Genomic DNA, 18,259 nt, shown 5'->3' with positions numbered 1-18,259 from the left:
GGGTGGCTCAGCGAGGCTTGAAACGCTCGACCCAGGGGTTGGCGGTGAGGCCGTGCAGGATGACGCTCAATATGATGGTGCAGAGCACGGTGGCGATGATGGGGCGCTGACCAATCAGGGCTGGCTCGTTTTGCAGCACCATCACCGCAAAGACGATGCTGGCAAGGCCCCGCGGGCCGAACCAGCCGATAAAGAGCTTGAGCTCGGGCTTGAGGCCGGTACCGATGAGGCTCAGCCAAACCGGCACCATCCGCAGCAAGGTAAGGCTGGCAATGGCATAGAGCCAGTATTGCCAGTGCAGCAGCTCGGGCAGGATGGGCATCAGGGTCGCGCCAAACACCATCCAGATCACCACGGAGAGCAGGTCGCCGTAGCCTTCGCAGCTGTCCATATAGGCGTGCTTGTGCTCGCCGAGGCGGCGTCCCATTAGCAGGCCACCAACGAAGGCGGCGATAAAGCCGCTGCCACCGAGAGTCTGGGCCAGTGCAAAGCAGAGCAGGGCCAGCCCCGGCATGGTGAGCTGACGCCAGAGCGGCAGTTGCCAGCCATTGAGATAGGAGATTTTCAACAGCCGGATGGTGAGGCTGGTCAGCACAAAGGCGACCAGCAGGCCAATGCCGATCTCCTCCAGCATCAGGGTGATGGCCAGAGTGGCGGTGCCTGCGTGTTGCTCGGTGGGGGCGATAAGGGCCAGCAGCAGAAGCAGCACCGGTACGCAGATGCCGTCGTTGAGGCCGCTCTCCTGATTGAGCCCTTCACGCACAGGTGCAGGCACCGCGGGGTTGCTCACCACCGCCTTGCCGAGCGCCGCATCGGTGGGCGCGAGAATGGTGGAGAGGATAGCCATCTCCAGCAGTGGCAGGTCGGGGAAGATCCAGTGGCCAAACAGGGCGCCACAAAGCAGGGTGAGGGGCAGGCCAATCAGCAGCAGCCGGATGGGGAGCTGGCGGTTGGCCAGCAATACCTGCCAGTTGGTGTTGGCGGCATCGTTGAACAGCACGATAACCAGCGTCAGCTCGGCCAGCAGCTTGATGCCAGCGCTGTCGATAGAGAGGGAGAGCAGCTCCAGCCCTCCCGGCCCCAGTAGCCAGCCGGTCAGCAGAAATAGCAGGGGGCCGTTGACCAGTTTTGATTCAAAGCGCCCCGCGATCAGGCTGTAGATCAGCAAGAAGGCGGCGATCACCGCCAGATTCTGGTAAAGCAGGTGTGCATCCATACAACCTCCTTCCAGCCCCGCGGGGCGGTTTAATCGGTCAGGCAGTCGGGGTCGAACACATACTCCCCGTCCAGCCAGCGCACGATTTCGTCGACGCAGGATTGGTCACGAAACGGCAGATAGCGCGCCTTGAGGGCGGCAATCTGCTCGGGGGTGAGCTGTGCCAGCCCCAGATCCTGAAACAGCGGTAGGTCGGCCTCGATCATCGCCGAGATCTGCGGGCCGCAGGTGGCGTTGAGGGCGGCATGCAGCGCCTTGTCGGGGTCGTACTGCTTGCCGAGCCGGTAGCTCATTGGCAGGGTAGCGAGGGGCAGGGCGGAGAGTGCTGCCTGTTTCATCGGGTTGACCGCGTGGCCAGAGACCAGCTCTGCCAGCTCGGCAGGGCGATTCTCGAAGGCGCGCAGATGCAGGTAGCTGCTCGCCTTGCTGCCATCGTTAACCGGGTAGTTGTCCCACAGGAAGGGCTTGCGGCCGAGCAGATCGGTCACCTGCTTGAGGTGACTGGCTGGATATTCGCTGGAGCAGACCTTGGGGCCGGTCCAGAAGATCTCGAAACGGCGGTCGAGCTGTTCGCCAAGCTCCTCCAGATAGCGGGGAGGCATGGCGCCAAACACCTTCTCCAGCACCGGATCGGTCGAGTAGTAGCTGGGGCAGAAGATGAGGCGGCTTGCCTTGCTGTGGGCCGCGATATCGTGGGCGATGGTGAGCTGGTGACGGGCCAGGTCCGGGGTATCCCCCTTCATATCGTCAAACAGTACCGCCAGAATATCGGGCTGGAGCATCTCGTCGATGAGGCGCACTTTCTCAAGCAGCGCCGAGCGTTTGCGATCGTAGTCGTGATGCGCCCCCATGGGGCTCAAGCCCACCCCGAAGGCGAGCCCGTTGGCGCGGCACTGGCGCGCCAGTTCGGCGAGATCGGCCAACTGCTGCTCGGGCCAGGGGAGGGCCCAGTGCTTGCGCAGATAGCCATCCTCTTTCGGGGCGTAGATATAGAAACCGTAGCCGTGGCGTGGCAGCCACTGGGCGTAGCGGGCGCGGGCCTGCCAGCTCCATCCCTTGCCAAAAAAGCCTTCAATGACCCCCAGATTGGCAGCGGGGGGCAGGGGGCCGGACAGCAAACTTTGATATGGCATAACTCTCTCCCTTCTTGCTGGGGACTTGATACGGGACGGTCAGTCAGACCGGGTCCTCTTCCTGAAAGCGCACCCCGATCTTGCTCGGCACGCTCTCGTCCATTTCGGCCACGGTCCAGATCAGGCCCTGCCATTCGATGTTGTCACCGACCACCAGATTATCGCCCAACTGACTGGCAATAAAATCGCCCAGTGTCTGATCCGCCACTTCGCTCACATCCAGCCCGTAAAGAGGGGCGAGATCCTCCAGCCGCGCGGCTGCTTCCAGCAGGAAGTCACCGAAGAAGCGGGGGCCGAGATCCTGCTCCGGCGCCTGACTGAACAGCTGGCCGAGGGCGGGGAGGTCACGTTCGTGACCGATGACGCAAAGGATATCGTCCGCCTGCAGACAGGTACTGCCCGAGGGGTGGAGCAGCTCGCGGCCACGAAACAGGGCGCAGATCCGGGTGCCGGTAGGCATCTGCAGATCCCGCAGCGGCGAGCCGATGCACCACTTCTCCTCCCCCAGCTGGTAGACGAAGGTCTCCCACTGGCTGTCGAGATCGATCTCGAGCCCGGAGCGGTTGATGGGCGACGGTGGTGCCGGCACCTCCACCCGCGCCAGTTTTGAGGCCAGCGGCAGCGAGCTGCCCTGCAAAATCAGCGAAACCAGCACCACGAAGAAGGCGACGTTGAAGTAGAGCTGGGCGTTGGGCAGCCCTGCCATCATGGGGAACACCGCCAGAATGATGGGCACGGCGCCGCGCAGGCCAACCCAGGAGATAAACCAGCGCTCGCGGGGGGCGAAGTTCTTGAACGGCAGCAGCCCGATCCAGACCGACACCGGGCGGGCAAACAGGATCATCCACATCGCCAGCGCCAGCGCGGGCAGGGCGATGGGCAGCAGCTTGTGGGGTGAGGCGAGCAGCCCCAGCACCAGAAACATGCCGATTTGGCTGAGCCAGGTCAGACCGTCCAGCACCGACAATGTGGTGCTGCGACTGCGCAGGGCGAGGTTACCGAGCAAGAGACCAGTGAGATAGATGGCGAGAATGCCGCTGCCACCCACCGCCGTGGTGAGGGCGAAGATCAGCAGACCGCCGCTGACGGTGAGTAGCGGATAGAGCCCCGGCGCCAGGCGGGCGGTGTTGATGAGGCGCCACAGCAGCCAGCCGCCGCCAAGGCCAATCCCGGCGCCAAGGCCAAACTGCTTGACCAGTTGCAGCAGCAGGAAGCCCCCATCCAGCCCTTGCTGGGCGGTGGCGAGCACCTCGATCAGGGTGACGGTAAGAAACACTGCCATGGGGTCGTTGCTGCCTGACTCTATCTCCAGCGTCGCGCTTACCCGCTCGTTGAGACTGCGTCCGCCAAGCAGGGAGAAGACCGCTGCCGCATCTGTGGAGCCGACAATGGCGCCGATCAGCATCCCCTGCATCAGGTTGAGGTCAAACAACCAGGCAGCGGCGAGCCCCGTCAGGCCGGTGGTGATAGCCACCCCGACCGTCGCCAGCGACAAGGCAGGCCAGAGTGCCACCCGGAACGAGGAGACCCGGGTGCGCATGCCGCCGTCGAGCAGGATGATGGCAAGCGCCAGGTTGCCCACCAGATAGGCGATGGAGTAGTCAGCGAAGTGGATGCCACCTGGGCCATCCTCACCGGCCAGCATGCCGACGGCGAGGAAGATAACCAGAATGGGAATACCGAGGCGGGAAGAGAGGGCGCTCAACAGTACGCTGGCTCCCACCAACAGGGCAGCGACAAAAAAGAAACTGTTGATGGTAGCGGCATCCAAGGGCGAACTCCTTCCTGGTAATGTGCAAAGTAGGCACATTATATGCAGTTAGGCCCCCCTTGTGTGGCTTATTTGTGCATCAATTTGCACTTTCTTACATTTTTCATCCCTTTTTTCTGCATGGCCGCGCCATATTCTGACAGTGACGGGGTTAACGAAAGCGGAGTCAAAGGAGCGTCGATTTCAGGATGCGCAGGGAGGAGAGGGCGGGGAAAAGCGAAACGGCACAGCAGAGGGAGAGGGGAGCACAAGGGCGCTCCCCACGGGATGGGGGCGGGATTCAGTCGTCCTCGTCATCCTTCACTTCGCGGATCTTGTCCTTGTAGTTGGGCAACTGCTTCTCCAGCCGTTTCATGTCTTTGATGGCATTGAGAAACAGCCCGAGCAGGAACAGCAGCGGCAACCCTATCCACAGCCAGAGATTCATGGGATTTTCCTTTCGTCAGGACAGGTGGTGACATAACGGGCCAAAATTTCATCAAGGTTGGCCAATATGGTCGACTTGCCTTCAATATCCACCTGTTGCAGACAAAGCGCCAGTGCCGCGGGATCGAGTCGCTGCTCGTCGGACTCCAGCGAAAAGCTGATATGCCAGGGCTCGTAGGCGACCCCGCTCTCTGCCCCGACCGGTTTGGCATAAGGGAGGAAGAAGCCGAAGTCGCTCATATGGTCGCTGAGCCACTCGCTGAGATCCGCAAACCAGCCCCCGGCTTCATACTCCCAGGGCTCCAGCGCCAGTTTGGTATCGGCTGGCAGGCAGTCCGGGTCGTAGATATCGAGATCTGTCCCCCAGTGGTGACGGCTGGTGCCGGGCAGGGCACTCCAGCGCAGGATGGCGTGCAGCCGCTCCTCATCGCCGAGTTGCAGGGCATCGATGGGCTGGCTGTTGGCATCGAGCAGTGGTCGTTCGCCGCGCCACTTGCCATTCCAGATGGCGAGCTGGCGCTCGAAGCTGCGCCAGCTGGAAGCCGCCTGCAGGTTGAACCCCTCATAGGCGGCTGCCACCTGCATGTCGTTGAAGGCCGCGGCGGTGGCAGCGGTCAGACGATGGGGGCCGCGCCCCACCAGAATAAGGTGGCTCTCGTCGAGCCCCAGCAGTTGTTCCTGCGTCATGCCAGCAATCTCTCGAGCACCCCTTGGTACATGTCCGCCAGCAGATCCAGATCGTCCGCCTTCACGCACTCGTTCACCTTGTGAATGGTGGCGTTGACGGGGCCAAGCTCAATCACCTCGGCGCCAGTGGGGGCGATAAAGCGCCCGTCGGAGGTGCCGCCGGTGGTGAGTAGGGCCGGTCGCTGACCGTTCACCGCCTCGATGGCCGCCACGGCCGCATCGAGCAGCGCGCCGGTGTCGGTGAGGAACGGCTGGCCGGAGAGGGTCCAGCTCAGCTGATAATCGAGGCCATGTTTATCCAGCAGCGCTTCGACCCGCTCGCGGATATCCAGGTCGGTCAGTTCGGTACTGAAGCGGAAGTTGAACTGTACCTGCAGCTCGCCCGGAATGACGTTGGAGGCGCCGGTGCCGGCCGAGATGTTGGCGATCTGGAAGCTGGTGGGGGGGAAGTAGGCGTTGCCCTCATCCCACACGGTGGCGGCGAGTTCCGCCAGCGCTGGCGCGGCTTTGTGAATGGGGTTGTCAGCCAGATGGGGATAGGCGACATGGCCCTGCACCCCGCGCACCAGCAGATCGCCGGTGATGGAGCCGCGGCGGCCGTTCTTCACCACATCCCCGACCACGGCGGTGGAGGAGGGTTCGCCGACGATGCACCAGCGGATCTTCTCGTTACGGGCCTCCAGGGTGTCGATCACCCGGGTGGTGCCATTGATAAAGGGCCCCTCCTCATCGGAGGTGATGAGAAAGGCGATGGACCCTGTGTGATCCGGATGCTCGGCCACGAAGCGCTCGACCGCCACCACCATGGAAGCCAGCGAGCCCTTCATGTCGGCGGCGCCACGGCCGTAGAGCACGCCATCCTTGATGGTCGGCTCGAACGGCGGGGTGTGCCATTTGTCCAGCGGTCCGGCGGGCACCACGTCGGTGTGGCCAGCGAAGCAGAACAGCGGCCCCTCGCTGCCGCGGCGGGCCCAGAGGTTGGTGGTGTCCTCAAACACCATGGGCTCGATGACAAACCCGATCCTGGCGAGGCGCTCCGCCATCAGGGTCTGGCATCCTTCATCGAGGGGGGTAACGGAGGGGCGGCGGATCAGATCCTTGGCCAGTGCGATGACATCCGACATCAGTTGTCCTTAGTTGTCCTTAACGGGAAAAGAGGGATTGGTAGTGATCAGCCTTGAAACCCAGGGTCAGTTCGCCTTCACGGTCGAGCAGCGGGCGCTTGATCATGGCCGGCTGCTCCAGCAGCAGGGCGCGCGCCTTGGCGGTGTCGAGCCCCTGTTTGGCCTCATCCGGCAGGGCGCGGAAGGTGGTACCGCGACTATTGAGCAGGGCTTCCCAGCCGAGTTTTGCCAGCCAGCTGTCCAGATCGTCCGGATTCAGGCCGTCGGCGCGGTGGTCGTGAAAGCGGTAGTCGATACCGGCCTCATCCAGCCACTTGCGGGCTTTCTTGATGGTGTCGCAGTTCTTGATGCCATAGAGGGTGATGGCCATGGGGAGTCCTTCTCTTGTGGGCGCTGGCCGTGGCCGTGCCCGAAAATCCGAATCAACAGAATGCAAGGGCCCGATTCTGGCATTGTGGCAATCCCATGGCAACGCCGATGGTCCGGCTCGCGGGTTTTACAGGAACTGGTCACACCTGAACGGCGATTTTGAGCCCAAGGTCAGAAGCAGTGCGGCGGGTATGCCCGATGGGGTTGGGTATTGCGGGAGAAGAGCCGCTATTGCAGGAGAAAAAGAGAAAGGGCAAACGCCAGATAGCCAAAACGCGCCAGCGGGCGCGTTTTGGTCGGCATCATCAAGCACCTCAATCAGTGCAGGGTGGTCCACTCATGGTCAAAGACCCGGGCCCGTTCCCAGGGTGCATCAGGCAGGCTGGAAGAGAGGCCAGTGTATTTGCCCACGTCGTCCACCACGATGGCGGAGAGGATCGGCAGGTTGTTTTCGGTGCAGTACATGCGGATGCGTTGCAGCAGGGTGCGCAGTTCATCCTGGCACTGCTCCAGCCCGGCCTGCTTGGCCAGTTTGGAGTAACGAATGGTAGTGCGTTCCTTTGCAGACTCGACGAGGATGTCCCACAGCTTGTAGTCGCAGGTCGAAGCACCTGCGGTGGCTTGGCTTGTCATAACTCTCTCCGGCGCGAAATGGTCGCTATATGTCGAAGCGCATCTTCGCCAGTTCGGCGCCGTCATATGTTGATCCAACGCAAAAAAGAGGGGAGTCGCGTCACACAATTCCCGGATATGGGGTGATAAAGGTTTTCCGACAGTTGAAATAACGAAAAATTGTTACATGGCCGACATATTATGCTAATGAATCACGGTGACGGCACCTTTATTGATAGGGATCAAAGGCAAACAGTGGTCAGATCACTAGATTTCGCTCTTCGATAAATTTATCAGGAGTGAATATTGGAACTTTTATTCGTCTTGCTCGTTCTGGTCGCCGTGGTCTACGGCATTATCAAGGATTACAACCCGCAGGCGGTGTTGGCGCTGGCGGGCATGGCCATTTTTGCAGTGGCCTACTGGTTGGGGCTGCACCCCATTCTCCCCGCTGACAAGAGCACCGGCTTCGCCCTGTTCGACCTGTTCGAAGTGTTCAAGGGGATCTTCTCCTACCGCGCGGCGGGCCTCGGCCTCACCATTATGGCGGTGGCGGGTTTTGCCACCTACATGTCCCATATCGGGGCCTCCCAGGCGCTGGTGCGGGTGGCGGTCAAACCGGTGGCGGGCATCCAGTCCAGCTACCTGATGCTCTCCATCTGTTATCTGGTGGCGGTATTCGTCTCTCTGTTCGTCACCTCCGCCACCGGCCTTGGCCTGCTGTTGATGGTCACCATGTATCCGGTGATGCGCAACCTCGGCATCAGCCCGGCCTCCGCCTGTGGCGTCATCGCCACCTCCCAGGCGTTTGAAATTGGCCCGACCCAGACCAACGCCATCTTCTCCGCCGGTCAATCCGGCATGGATCCGACCAGCTATTTCGTCGACTACCAGATCTGGCTGGTGGCCCCCATGCTGCTGGTGACCATGGTGCTGCACTTCTTCTGGCAGCGTCACTGCGATCGCAAGGATGGCTGGGATCCTGCGCTCCATCGCGGCGATCACGCCGAGCTGGACGAACAGGGCACCGAGAGCGTGCAGGCGCCCACCTGGTATGCCCTGCTGCCAATCATCCCCTTCGTGCTGATGATGACCTTCTCCAAGCTGCTGGTGAGCGACATCAAGATGAGCGTGGAGGTGGCCATGCTGCTGTCGGTCTTTATCGGCATGCTGTGCGAGCTGCTGCGTAGCCGCTCTGTGCGTACCGCATTCGCGGGGCTGTCGAGCTTCCTCGATGGTATGGGCAAGGTGTTTGGCCCCGTGGTGGCGCTCATCGTCTGTGCCGAGCTGTTTGCCGAATCCCTCAAGGCCATCGGCGCCATCGATACCCTGCTGCACTCTGCCAGCAATGCCGGTATCGGCAGCGGTCTGATGACCCTGGTGATGGTGGCGCTGATCATGGTGGCGGCGGTCATCATGGGCTCCGGCAACGCGGCGTTCCTCAGCTTCTCGACCCTGGCACCGGCGGTGGCAGCCAAGTTTGGCGTACCGGCGGTGACCATGCTGCTGCCGATGCAGCTTGCTTCCAGTATCGGCCGCACCGTCTCCCCCATCGCTGCGGTACTGATCGCCTGTGCGGGGATTGCCAAGGTATCGCCCTTTACCGTGGTCAAGCGCACCAGCGTGCCGATGGCGGGGGCGCTGGTGACGGCGTTGACCCTCAACTATCTGCTGTTCATGTAGTGATGTGGGTTATGTAGTGGTGTTTGGAATTTACCGGTCGGGCGGGTGGCATGGCTGCCCGCCTTTTTCTCACTGTGTCGCATTGTTGCAATAGACGATCGGCCATCAACGCTGATTGTTGCATGGAGAAGATAATGACAGTTGTAAAGAGCCCGTTTTCCCTCGATAGCTATCTGGCCGATCTGGCCCCGCTCATCAACCTCGATTGCGGTACTCGCACCCCGGCCGGGGTGGCGAAAGTGGCCGACATCATGACCGAGAAATATGAGGCCATCGGCTGGCAGGTGACTCGCCACCAGTTTGCTGCCGAGTGCGGCCCCTGCCTCGAGATCACCAATGCGCCGGGTGCCGATCACTACGACGTGATGCTGTGCGGCCACATGGATACCGTCTTCCCCGAGGGGACGGCGGCCAAGCGCCCGCTGAAAATCGAAGGCAATCAAGCCTTTGGCCCCGGTATCTCGGACATGAAGAGCGGCCTGCTCTCTATCTGGTATGCACTCAAAGAGATGGATCCGGCATTGCTTGCCAAGCTCAAGGTGCTGGTCTGCTACAACTGCGACGAAGAGATTGGCTCCCCTTGGTCCAAGGATTGGCTGGTGGAGAAGGCCAAGCAGAGCGGCTGCGTGCTGGTGGCCGAGGCGGCGCGTCCCAACGGGGATCTCATCAGCGCCCGCAAGGGCAATGCCAAGTACCGCATCACCTTCCACGGCAAGGCGTCCCACGCGGGTTCGGCCCTGACCGAAGGGATCTCTGCCATCACCGAGCTGGCGCACTGGGTATTGGCCATCAACGAGCAGGTCAACATGACCACGGGCACCACCATGAACGTCGGCGTCGTACAGGGCGGCACCGGTGTCAATGTGGTGCCGGACTTTGCCGAGGCGATCGTCGATCTGCGCTTCTGGAGCAACGAAGAAGCCGCTGCGGTGCACGACCGGCTCACCTTTATGGCCAATAACCCCTTCCTCGCCGGTTGTCGGGTCGAGGTGGATCGCCAGACCTTCAAGCCGGCGATGCGCCCGAGCGGTGACACTGAGGCGCTGATGGCACTGGTGGAGGCGGCAGCCAAGGAGGAGGGGATCCCCTTCAACTGGCTGGAGGCCGGTGGCGGCTCGGATGCCAACTTTACCGCCGCCGCGGGTGTGCCATCGCTGGATGGCTTCGGCCCCATGGGCGGTGGTTTCCACTCGGAGGCGGAATTCCTGCTGCTGGAGAGCATCGAGCCGCGGATCCGCCTGCTGCAGCGGGTACTGGGCAAGCTGGCGAAATAAGCCGGTTTATCCCTTGTTCGGGTCGTCATGGCCCGCTCAAAACTGGTCCGCTAAAATCCAAACGGGAGGCTGTTGCCTCCCGTTTTTTTATCTCGATTTTTCGCGCGCTGAGTGAGTGGGCCAGATGGCCTGCGGCCGTTACCCCTGTGGCTCGGCCAGATAGGCCAGATGATCCTGCCGCGCCACCTGCCAGCCATCGAGGCGCAGCGGGGCGGCAAAGCCCGGGCCGTAGGTCACCATGGTGTGGTACTCCCCCTGCTCGCCGCAGGCATCGAAGCCTTGGGTTGCTGCCAGTTGCTGCAACTCGGCGAGAGTGGCGACATCGAGGGGGCGCCCAGTCCACTCGGGAGCCAGTACCCGGGTATCGACGCAGGAGAGGTGGGCGACGATGCCGCGGGCCAGCATATCCGCCAGCAAGGCTTGACGAGATTGCTGCCAGAGCGGGGTGTGGACGGTGAGGCCCAGCGGCTGGCAGCGTTCGCGGATCCAGTTAGGCGCACCGCCCACGCTGTCGATATCGCCGGTGACCACCCCATCGAGTTGCCACTCCTCCTTGAGCCGTGCCAGTGCCCGCTCATAACCGAGATCGAACGGCGCTTCTATGGTGACCAGCAGATGGGGCAGCCCGAGGGCTTCCGCCTGACGGCGCACCAGCGGCAAGGGGTGAGCGAGAAATCGGGGCTCTGGCGGGGCAAAGGTGGCCAGTGCCACCACCTGATGGCCCGCTTGACGGGCATGACAGAGGGCCAGCATGGCATCTTTGCCACCGCTCCAGAGCAGGATGACGCGAGACATGGATGAGATTCCAATGGTGAACGAGGGGGCATGCTACCCAGCGGCGGGGGTAGAGGTAAAGGCATAGTGTCCGGAAATGGCGGCGGGGAAATGGTTGGGGTCACAGAGCGGGGAAAAAGCAGGCCCCCGAAGCGGGGGCCTGTATTGCAATAGCGTGGTAAACGCCGCTGCGATTAGAGCAGGATGCTGGTGAGGATAAAGCCCAGCGAGCAGGAGGTCACCACCCCGATCAGCCCCGGAATGATGAAGCTGTGGTTGATGATGAACTTGCCGATGCGGGTGGTACCGGAGCGGTCGAAACCGATACAGGCCAGATCGCTCGGGTAGGTCGGCAGCACGAAGTAGCCGTAGCTCGCCGGCAGGAAGGCGATCAGCAGCTTCGGCTCCACACCCAGCGCCAGACCCATGGGGGCGATGGCGGTGAGGGCGGCGGCCTGGCTGTTTACCAGCTTGGAGATAAGGAACAGCACCAGGGCGTAGGTCCAGGGTTGGGCCTGTACCACATGGGCCAGGGTCTCTTTGAGCAGGGGCATGTGGGCCTGGAAGAAGGTCTCACTCATCCAGGCAACCCCGAATACGGAGAAGATGGCGACCATGCCTGCCTTGAAGACGGCACCGTTGGCGATCTCGCCCGGCTTGACCTTGCAGCGCATCAGGATGATGGCACCGGCGATCAGCATCATCATCTGGATCACCAGGTTCATGGAGAGCGGGCCGGTTTTGTCCTTGATGGTGAACACCGGACGCAGACCTTCGTTGGCGCCGAGCAATACCACGGCAGCGATGGCGGCGAAGAAGATCCAGGTAGACCAGTAGGCTTCTTTCGGGAACTTGGTGTTGAGCAGGGTTTCACCGCCGCCGTAGATGAAGGCGCGCTGTTCCGGGTCTTTGATCTTGGCCTGGAACTCTTCGTCCTTGTCCAGATCCTTGCCGCGACGCAGGCTCCACAGGGCTGCCACGATGACACCGGTCAGGGAGGAGGGGATGGCGATCATCAGGATGTCGAGTAGGCCGTAAGCCTGACCGATACCGTGACCGGCCGCCAGAATGGAGACCATGGAGACCACGGCAACGGAGACCGGGGAGGCGCAGATGGCCATCTGGGAGGCAACGGAGGCCACGGCCATCGGACGCTCGGGACGGATGTTCTTCTGCAGCGCGATGTCAGCGATGATGGGGAACATGGTGTAGACCACGTGGCCGGTACCGCACAGGAAGGTGAGGGTCCAGGTCGTGAGCGGCGCCAGGATAGTGATGTATTGCGGGTGACGGCGCAGCAGACGCTCGGCCACTTGCATCATCAGGTTGAGGCCACCGGCAGTCTGCAGGGTGGCGGCACAGCCGATCACCGCCAGAATGGTCAGCATCACCTGAACAGGCGGTTCGCCCGGCACCAGGCCGAAGACGAAGGTCAGCAGGAAGAGACCGATACCACTGATGAGACCGAGTCCCATGCCCCCAAAGCGGGTACCCAGCAGCAAGCAGCCGAGTACCACTAAAAATTCCATCAAGATCATTCCGTTACCTCGTGTGATTCAACCCATATTGCCGCGGGTAGCCTGAACCATGAATTGTCATTGTCTGTTTTATTTAGCCCAAAAGGGTTAGTTGCTATTCTGCTCCCCTGAAAAAGTGAAAAAATTGAGTTACTTCAATAACTCGATGAATTTTTGATTAAACCACTTAAAAACCACGTACTAACAAAAACATTATTTTTGTCACCAAGTGGTATCACTCGGGGCCAAGCCATCCGGTGGTCATGGTGGCAGCACAGAGCGGCAACAGGGCTGCAGGGGAGGGGCATAAAAAGGGCTCGATGGCGGCAGAATAGGGTGAAAAAGCCAGCGCTCAGGCTATTTTTGCCAGCAAGGGCTGACTTCAGCGGGTTGGCTCACTTGGCCGCAGGTGCTTGCTGCAGATAGCGGCGCTGATAATCCTCGCTCAGCCTGGCAATATCCAATCTGGCAATGGCCTGCGCCACCCGTTGCTGCAACGCCTGCTGATCGGGGCGAAACATGATGTGCAGGCTCTTGTGTTCGAGGATCTTCGGGTGAAATTGCAATCCGGCGCTGCTCAGCTTGCGATCATGGTTGATGAGCCAGTGAAAGACATCCCGATCGATCACCGCCAGATCGAGCCGGTCGCGCTGCAATTTGCGCAGGTTGAGCAGGTCTGCATCGACGGCGGCAGTGTTGAGGCGCTTGCTGGCCATCAGAGCATCGAATTCACGGGTGTTGACGTACCCCTCCACCACGCCGATCCGGTAGTGGGCGAGATCCGTGAGCTGCTGCCAGGGGATGGGGGAGCCTGAGCGCTGCGCCATGCCCAGCACGCTGTCGCCCACGCTGGGGGAGCTGCGCCACAGGGTCGGCAGGGTGTCGGAGAGGTACTCGGGAAAATAGCCGCTATAAGGTTGGGTCGGGTCTGCCGCCAGGCGCACTGCCCGCTGCCAGGGATAGAAGTCGAACGTCACTTCCAGTCCCGCTTCGGCAAAGGCGCGTTTGACGATATGACCGGTGAGGCCGCCATCTGGCAGGCTCTGGCTGGTGTAGGGGGGCCACTCCAGGGTGGTCAGCCGAACAGGCTCGGCCCACAGTTGAACAGGCATGCAGGACAGTAGTAGCGAGAGCAGCAGGCGATATCCCATAGGCGACGAGTTCCTTGTGCCGGTTGATCCTGAGTATCACCCATAACGGTGACAATAAAAAAGCCGACCCACAGGTCGGCTTTTGCAATGCAGTGGCAAGATGCCGCTGATCAGAACTCGGCGGTACGCGGAGTACGCGGGAACGGGATCACGTCGCGGACGTTGCCCATGCCGGTCACGTAGACCACCAGACGCTCGAAGCCCAGACCGAAGCCGGAGTGCGGCACGGTACCGAAGCGGCGCAGGTCGCGATACCACCAGTAATCTTCCTTGTTCAGGCCCATCTCGGCCAGACGGGCATCCAGCACGTCCAGACGCTCTTCACGCTGGGAACCACCGATGATCTCGCCGATGCCCGGTGCCAGTACGTCCATCGCGGCAACGGTCTTGCCGTCGTCGTTGAGGCGCATGTAGAAGGCTTTGATATCTTTCGGGTAGTTCTTCACCACCACCGGAGACTTGAAGTGCTCCTCGGCCAGATAGCGCTCGTGCTCGGAGGAGAGATCGATACCCCAGGAGACCGGGAACTCGAACTTCTTGCCGCAATTTTTCAGCACTTCGATGGCGTCGGTGTAGTCGATCTGGGCGAAGTCGGAGGAGACGAAACGCTCCAGACGGCCGATGGCATCCTTGTCCACGTGCTGGGCGAAGAACTCCAGATCGTCGCGACGCTCGGTCAGTACGGCGTTGAAGACATACTTCAGCATGGCTTCGGCCAGTGCGGCGTTATCTTCCAGATCGTTGAAGGCCACTTCCGGCTCAACCATCCAGAACTCGGCCAGGTGGCGGCTGGTGTTGGAGTTTTCAGCGCGGAAGGTCGGGCCGAAGGTGTAGACCTTGGAGAGGGCGCAGGCATAGGTTTCGGCGTTCAGCTGGCCGGATACGGTCAGGAAAGCCTCTTTGCCGAAGAAATCTTCGTTGTAGTCCACCTTGCCGGCGTCGGTGCGCGGCAGGTTTTCCATATCCAGAGTGGAGACGCGGAACATCTCGCCGGCACCTTCGGTGTCAGAGGCGGTGATGAGCGGGGTCGCAACCCAGAGGAAACCCTCTTCGTGGAAGAAGCGGTGGATGGCTTGCGCCAGGCAGTGACGAACGCGGGTCACGGCGCCAACGATGTTGGTGCGCGGGCGCAGGTGGGCCTGTTCACGCAGGTATTCGATGCTGTGGCGCTTGGCGGCCATCGGGTAGGTGTCCGGATCTTCGACCCAGCCGACTACCTTCACCTCGGTCGCCTGCAGTTCGAAAGCCTGGCCGCTGCCCTGAGAGGCGGCAACCACGCCGGTCACTTCCACGGAGCAGGCAGTGGTCAGACGCAGCACTTCATTCTCGTAATTGGCCAGGGTATTGGGGACAACTGCCTGTACCGGATGGAAACAGGAGCCATCGGAAATGGCCAAAAATGAGATCCCCGCCTTGGAATCACGGCGAGTCCGGATCCACCCTTTGACAGTTTGGGTGGTGCCGACCGGATACTTACCGGCCAGCACATCTACTACGGATGCGTGCGTCATCGAAATATTGTCTCCAGCTTGTTCTTGCAGCGCTATTTGCAACACTAGGGAGTCTGGCCCGGGCACAGATGGCCCACCATGGCAGACTAAGCCGTCAATCTTACCCGCGCGGGTTTGATAAACAAGCAAAAATGTCGGACTCTGGTGGGGTTTTCGGCATGGTTCACTCAACAAGAGTGTCACGGGCGCAGGAGAGGTGGGTGAAAGATCGGCGGCATGGGCCAGATTGGCTGACACGGGTGTTACAGGGGCTGGTGATGCTCTGCTGGGGCGGCTTTATCGTGCTGCTCTCCCTTTACCACTATGCCCGTCCCGAAATTGCCTACGGTTTTCTGGTCTATGGCGGGATCGAGGTGCGCGATTATTGGGACCCGGCCCTTACCCCATGGCTGGTCTACGGGCTCTGGAGCTGCTGCGCCCTGACGCTGGTGGTGTTGCTGCTGGAGCGCAAGCGCAGCCGCCGTCAGGATGACTCCCGGCATGTCAATCTGGCCATCCTGCTACTGGTGCTGATCGCCAGCTTGCTCTTCTACTACGTCGGTTAAGCGTTCGTCTTAGCGGGGCTGATCCGGCTCCTGCCTGCTGGCCTTGGTGCGTTTGCCGAGCTGGCGCTCCACGCTGTCGAGCATCTGGTTGTAGGCCACCGCCACCCGGCCAATCTCGTCGCCGTCATCCCCCTCCAGCCGGTGGCCGAAGTCGTGCAAGTCGGTGGCCTCTTCCATGGAGCGGGTCAACTGGTTGAGGGGGCGCACGATCCAGGTGCGGATGACCCAGAGGGTCAGCAGCAGTCCCATCCCGAAGATGCCGGTGAGGATCAGCGCCGAGGTGAGGATATTCTGCTCGACCCGGGTAAACAGCGAATCGAGGGAGTAGTCAAAGCGCACGGCCCCTAACACAGTGTTCTCCGGCACCAGATGACAGCTGGTGCAGTCGGTGCCGCGAAAATCCTTCTTGGCCAGTAGCGGTCGGGTGACCACCAGACGGCTGTGCATGCCGTTGTGCACCACCTCCAGACTCCCTTTGCCCGCCAGAGCCAGCTCATCAAACTCATCTTTTACCTGCTCTGTCTCCCGTCCCGGCCCGAACTGTTTGCTCACCGCATCGCCACGGACGATGCGGGCATCCTCCACATGGGCGTGGTCGAGAAACTTACCGCGCAGGGTATCGCGGGCATCCATCTTGCCGGTCAGCATCAGCATGTTGAGGCCATCGAAATAGGCTTCGGTCTGCTCGCGGCTCTGCTCTTTGATGAGCGTCAGGATGAGATCGCGCTCGCGCACCGCCTGATAGGCTGCGGAGAAGACCAGTACCATGGAGAAGATGAAGAGCAGGAAAAAGTTGATTTTGGCAGCAATGGAGAGGCGCATGAGCAGTCTTTCTTGATGGTAAAACCGCAGCAGTTTACCCCTCTTGGGGCCTCAGGTCTGGTGTTTTGCTCACATTACGGCAAGTGAAACTGCACTGAAGCGGATAAAGTTGCCCTCTTTATATATCAAATGCCGGTAGTCAAACGGGCGGCTGCGATGGCCGCCCGCTGCATGCATTAAAACTCGCCTTCGGCGATGGCCTGACGAATGGCGCCGGTCAATACCCGCAGCTCTTCGGGGGTGATGACGAACGGGGGCATCAGGTAGACCAGCTTGCCAAAGGGGCGGATCCAGGCGCCCAGTTCGACAAACTTGCGCTGGATGCGCGCCACATCCACCCGCTCTTTCATCTCCACCACCCCGATGGCGCCGAGCACTCGCACATCCGCGACCGCCGGGTGCAGGGTCAGCTCCACCAGCTCGGTACGCAGCTGATGCTCGATGGCGCGCACCCGCTCCTGCCAAGGTGAGGCCAGCAGCAACTCGATGGAGGCGTTGGCCACCGCGCAGGCGAGCGGGTTGCCCATAAAGGTGGGGCCGTGCATAAAGACGCCCGCCTTGCCGTCACAGATGGTGCGGGCGACATGCTCGGTGGTCAGGGTCGCAGAGAGGGTGAGGTAGCCGCCGGTAAGCGCCTTGCCCAGACACATGATGTCGGGGCTGATCCCCGCCCAGTCGCAGGCAAACAGCTGGCCGGTGCGGCCAAAGCCGGTGGCAATCTCGTCAGCTATGAGCAGCACGCCGAACTCGTCGCACAGGGCGCGTACCCACTGCAGATAGCGGGGGTGATAGAAGCGCATGCCGCCAGCGCCTTGCACTATGGGCTCAAGCACGATGGCGGCGATCTCCTCGTGATGATCGGCCATGAGCGTCGCCAGCTCCACCACGCACTGTTCATCCCACTCGGCGTGGAAGCGGCAGCTGGGCGCGTCGACAAAATGGTGCTCCGGCAGGAATCCCTTGTAGAGCTCGTGCATGCCGCCATCGGGATCGCAGACGCTCATGGCGCCAAAGGTGTCGCCGTGATAGCCGCTGCGCAGGGCGACAAATTTGGCTCTGGGCGTCCCCCTGGCGTGCCAGTACTGCTGCGCCATTTTGAGCGCCACTTCCACTGCTACCGAGCCGGAATCGGCCAGAAATACCCGATCAAGTCCCTTCGGAGTGATCTCCACCAGCTTGCGGCAGAGCTCGACCGCCGGGGCGTGGGTGAGGCCGCCAAACATCACGTGGGACATCTTGCCGAGCTGGGCGGTGGCGGCAGCATCCAGCTCCGGCACCTGATAGCCGTGCACGCAAGCCCACCAGGAGCTCATGCCATCCACCAGTTTGCGGCCATCGCTGAGGGTGATGGTCACCCCTTTGGCGCTGGCCACTTCATAGCAGGGTAGGGGGTGAGTGAGGGAGGTATAGGGGTGCCAGATGTGGTGCAGGTCGAATTCTTGGTTGGTCATTTGTTGTTCTGTTGTCAATTGGTTTGATCTGGTCGGTGTTGACAGTCTACGCGTGCTCTCTACACTAGCCAACAATTTCAGCCACTTGGCACTGCGCATCACCCTGAGCGCGCGGGCCCGGCGGCGGGTTTTGTGGCCATCCATCCCAAGATGGCGGGCGCAGGATCCCACTAATAACAACCGGAAGCCATGT

The 18,259-nt window shown here is 61.4% G+C and carries 17 protein-coding genes; 3 read left to right on the top strand and 14 right to left on the bottom strand.

Annotated features, from left to right (window positions below; all coding sequences use genetic code 11):
- Positions 1-7 precede the first annotated feature (7 nt).
- The 8 genes from ACTG27_RS09565 to ACTG27_RS09530 all read right to left on the bottom strand — a co-directional run bounded on the left by ACTG27_RS09565 (position 8) and on the right by ACTG27_RS09530 (position 7,359).
- Positions 8-1,216 carry a cation:proton antiporter gene (locus ACTG27_RS09565; RefSeq protein ID WP_421323043.1) on the bottom strand — a complete coding sequence of 403 codons (1,209 nt, stop codon included), beginning with the start codon at positions 1,214-1,216 and terminating at the stop codon, positions 8-10.
- 29 nt (positions 1,217-1,245) lie between these two features.
- Positions 1,246-2,349: a beta-N-acetylglucosaminidase domain-containing protein gene (locus tag ACTG27_RS09560; RefSeq protein ID WP_439979568.1), complete on the bottom strand. Its 1,104-nt coding sequence runs from the start codon at positions 2,347-2,349 to the stop codon at positions 1,246-1,248.
- Between the two features lie 43 nt (positions 2,350-2,392).
- Complete coding sequence (locus ACTG27_RS09555; RefSeq protein WP_236303262.1) at positions 2,393-4,120, bottom strand: potassium/proton antiporter; 1,728 nt, start codon at positions 4,118-4,120, stop codon at positions 2,393-2,395.
- Between the two features lie 280 nt (positions 4,121-4,400).
- Positions 4,401-4,547: a hypothetical protein gene (locus tag ACTG27_RS09550; protein WP_005337933.1), complete on the bottom strand. Its 147-nt coding sequence runs from the start codon at positions 4,545-4,547 to the stop codon at positions 4,401-4,403.
- The gene (locus ACTG27_RS09545; protein ID WP_439979567.1) at positions 4,544-5,233 is read right to left on the bottom strand and encodes a M15 family metallopeptidase; all 690 of its coding nucleotides are present in this window, start codon (positions 5,231-5,233) and stop codon (positions 4,544-4,546) included. Before ACTG27_RS09545 ends, ACTG27_RS09550 begins: the two co-directional genes overlap by 4 nt.
- Positions 5,230-6,357, bottom strand: coding sequence for a succinyl-diaminopimelate desuccinylase (gene dapE, locus ACTG27_RS09540; RefSeq protein ID WP_139732458.1), 1,128 nt, complete (start codon positions 6,355-6,357; stop codon positions 5,230-5,232). Before dapE ends, ACTG27_RS09545 begins: the two co-directional genes overlap by 4 nt.
- A gap of 19 nt (positions 6,358-6,376) precedes the next feature.
- A complete protein-coding gene (locus ACTG27_RS09535; RefSeq protein WP_429218740.1) occupies positions 6,377-6,727 on the bottom strand; it encodes an ArsC family reductase in 351 nt (116 codons plus the stop codon).
- A gap of 317 nt (positions 6,728-7,044) precedes the next feature.
- Complete coding sequence (locus ACTG27_RS09530) at positions 7,045-7,359, bottom strand: hypothetical protein (RefSeq protein WP_005337929.1); 315 nt, start codon at positions 7,357-7,359, stop codon at positions 7,045-7,047.
- Between the two features lie 285 nt (positions 7,360-7,644).
- Here ACTG27_RS09530 and dcuC point away from each other — a divergent pair, with 285 nt between their 5' ends.
- A complete protein-coding gene (gene dcuC / locus ACTG27_RS09525) occupies positions 7,645-9,021 on the top strand; it encodes a C4-dicarboxylate transporter DcuC (RefSeq protein ID WP_005350454.1) in 1,377 nt (458 codons plus the stop codon).
- Positions 9,022-9,155: 134 nt separating this feature from the next.
- On the top strand, positions 9,156-10,295 hold the full coding sequence (locus ACTG27_RS09520) for a M20 family metallopeptidase (RefSeq protein ID WP_439979566.1): 1,140 nt from the start codon (positions 9,156-9,158) through the stop codon (positions 10,293-10,295).
- Positions 10,296-10,433: 138 nt separating this feature from the next.
- On the opposite strand, the gene ACTG27_RS09515 is transcribed toward ACTG27_RS09520, so the two are convergent.
- The 4 genes from ACTG27_RS09515 to asnS form a co-directional block, all read right to left on the bottom strand.
- Positions 10,434-11,090: a hypothetical protein gene (locus tag ACTG27_RS09515; protein ID WP_439979565.1), complete on the bottom strand. Its 657-nt coding sequence runs from the start codon at positions 11,088-11,090 to the stop codon at positions 10,434-10,436.
- Positions 11,091-11,263: 173 nt separating this feature from the next.
- Positions 11,264-12,607: an anaerobic C4-dicarboxylate transporter gene (locus ACTG27_RS09510; protein WP_005337916.1), complete on the bottom strand. Its 1,344-nt coding sequence runs from the start codon at positions 12,605-12,607 to the stop codon at positions 11,264-11,266.
- 374 nt (positions 12,608-12,981) lie between these two features.
- On the bottom strand, positions 12,982-13,737 hold the full coding sequence (locus ACTG27_RS09505; RefSeq protein ID WP_439979564.1) for a substrate-binding periplasmic protein: 756 nt from the start codon (positions 13,735-13,737) through the stop codon (positions 12,982-12,984).
- 110 nt (positions 13,738-13,847) lie between these two features.
- On the bottom strand, positions 13,848-15,248 hold the full coding sequence (asnS, locus tag ACTG27_RS09500) for an asparagine--tRNA ligase (RefSeq protein ID WP_043818544.1): 1,401 nt from the start codon (positions 15,246-15,248) through the stop codon (positions 13,848-13,850).
- A gap of 200 nt (positions 15,249-15,448) precedes the next feature.
- Here asnS and ACTG27_RS09495 point away from each other — a divergent pair, with 200 nt between their 5' ends.
- The gene (locus ACTG27_RS09495) at positions 15,449-15,793 is read left to right on the top strand and encodes a hypothetical protein (protein ID WP_113738783.1); all 345 of its coding nucleotides are present in this window, start codon (positions 15,449-15,451) and stop codon (positions 15,791-15,793) included.
- Between the two features lie 9 nt (positions 15,794-15,802).
- Here ACTG27_RS09495 and ACTG27_RS09490 read toward each other — a convergent pair whose 3' ends face one another.
- Entirely contained in the window at positions 15,803-16,615 is an 813-nt protein-coding gene (locus ACTG27_RS09490; protein WP_005350472.1) for a HAMP domain-containing protein, read from the bottom strand.
- Positions 16,616-16,791: 176 nt separating this feature from the next.
- Positions 16,792-18,066 (bottom strand): adenosylmethionine--8-amino-7-oxononanoate transaminase, encoded by a 1,275-nt coding sequence (bioA, locus tag ACTG27_RS09485; protein WP_439979563.1) that lies wholly within the window; start codon positions 18,064-18,066, stop codon positions 16,792-16,794.
- Between the last annotated feature and the right edge of the window lie 193 nt (positions 18,067-18,259).

Source organism: Aeromonas sp. 97A (genome assembly GCF_051919185.1).
GTDB classification, from domain to species: domain Bacteria; phylum Pseudomonadota; class Gammaproteobacteria; order Enterobacterales; family Aeromonadaceae; genus Aeromonas; species Aeromonas veronii.
The sequence above is the reverse complement of the archived record's forward strand: the minus strand, read 5'-3'. Positions and strand labels throughout refer to the sequence as shown.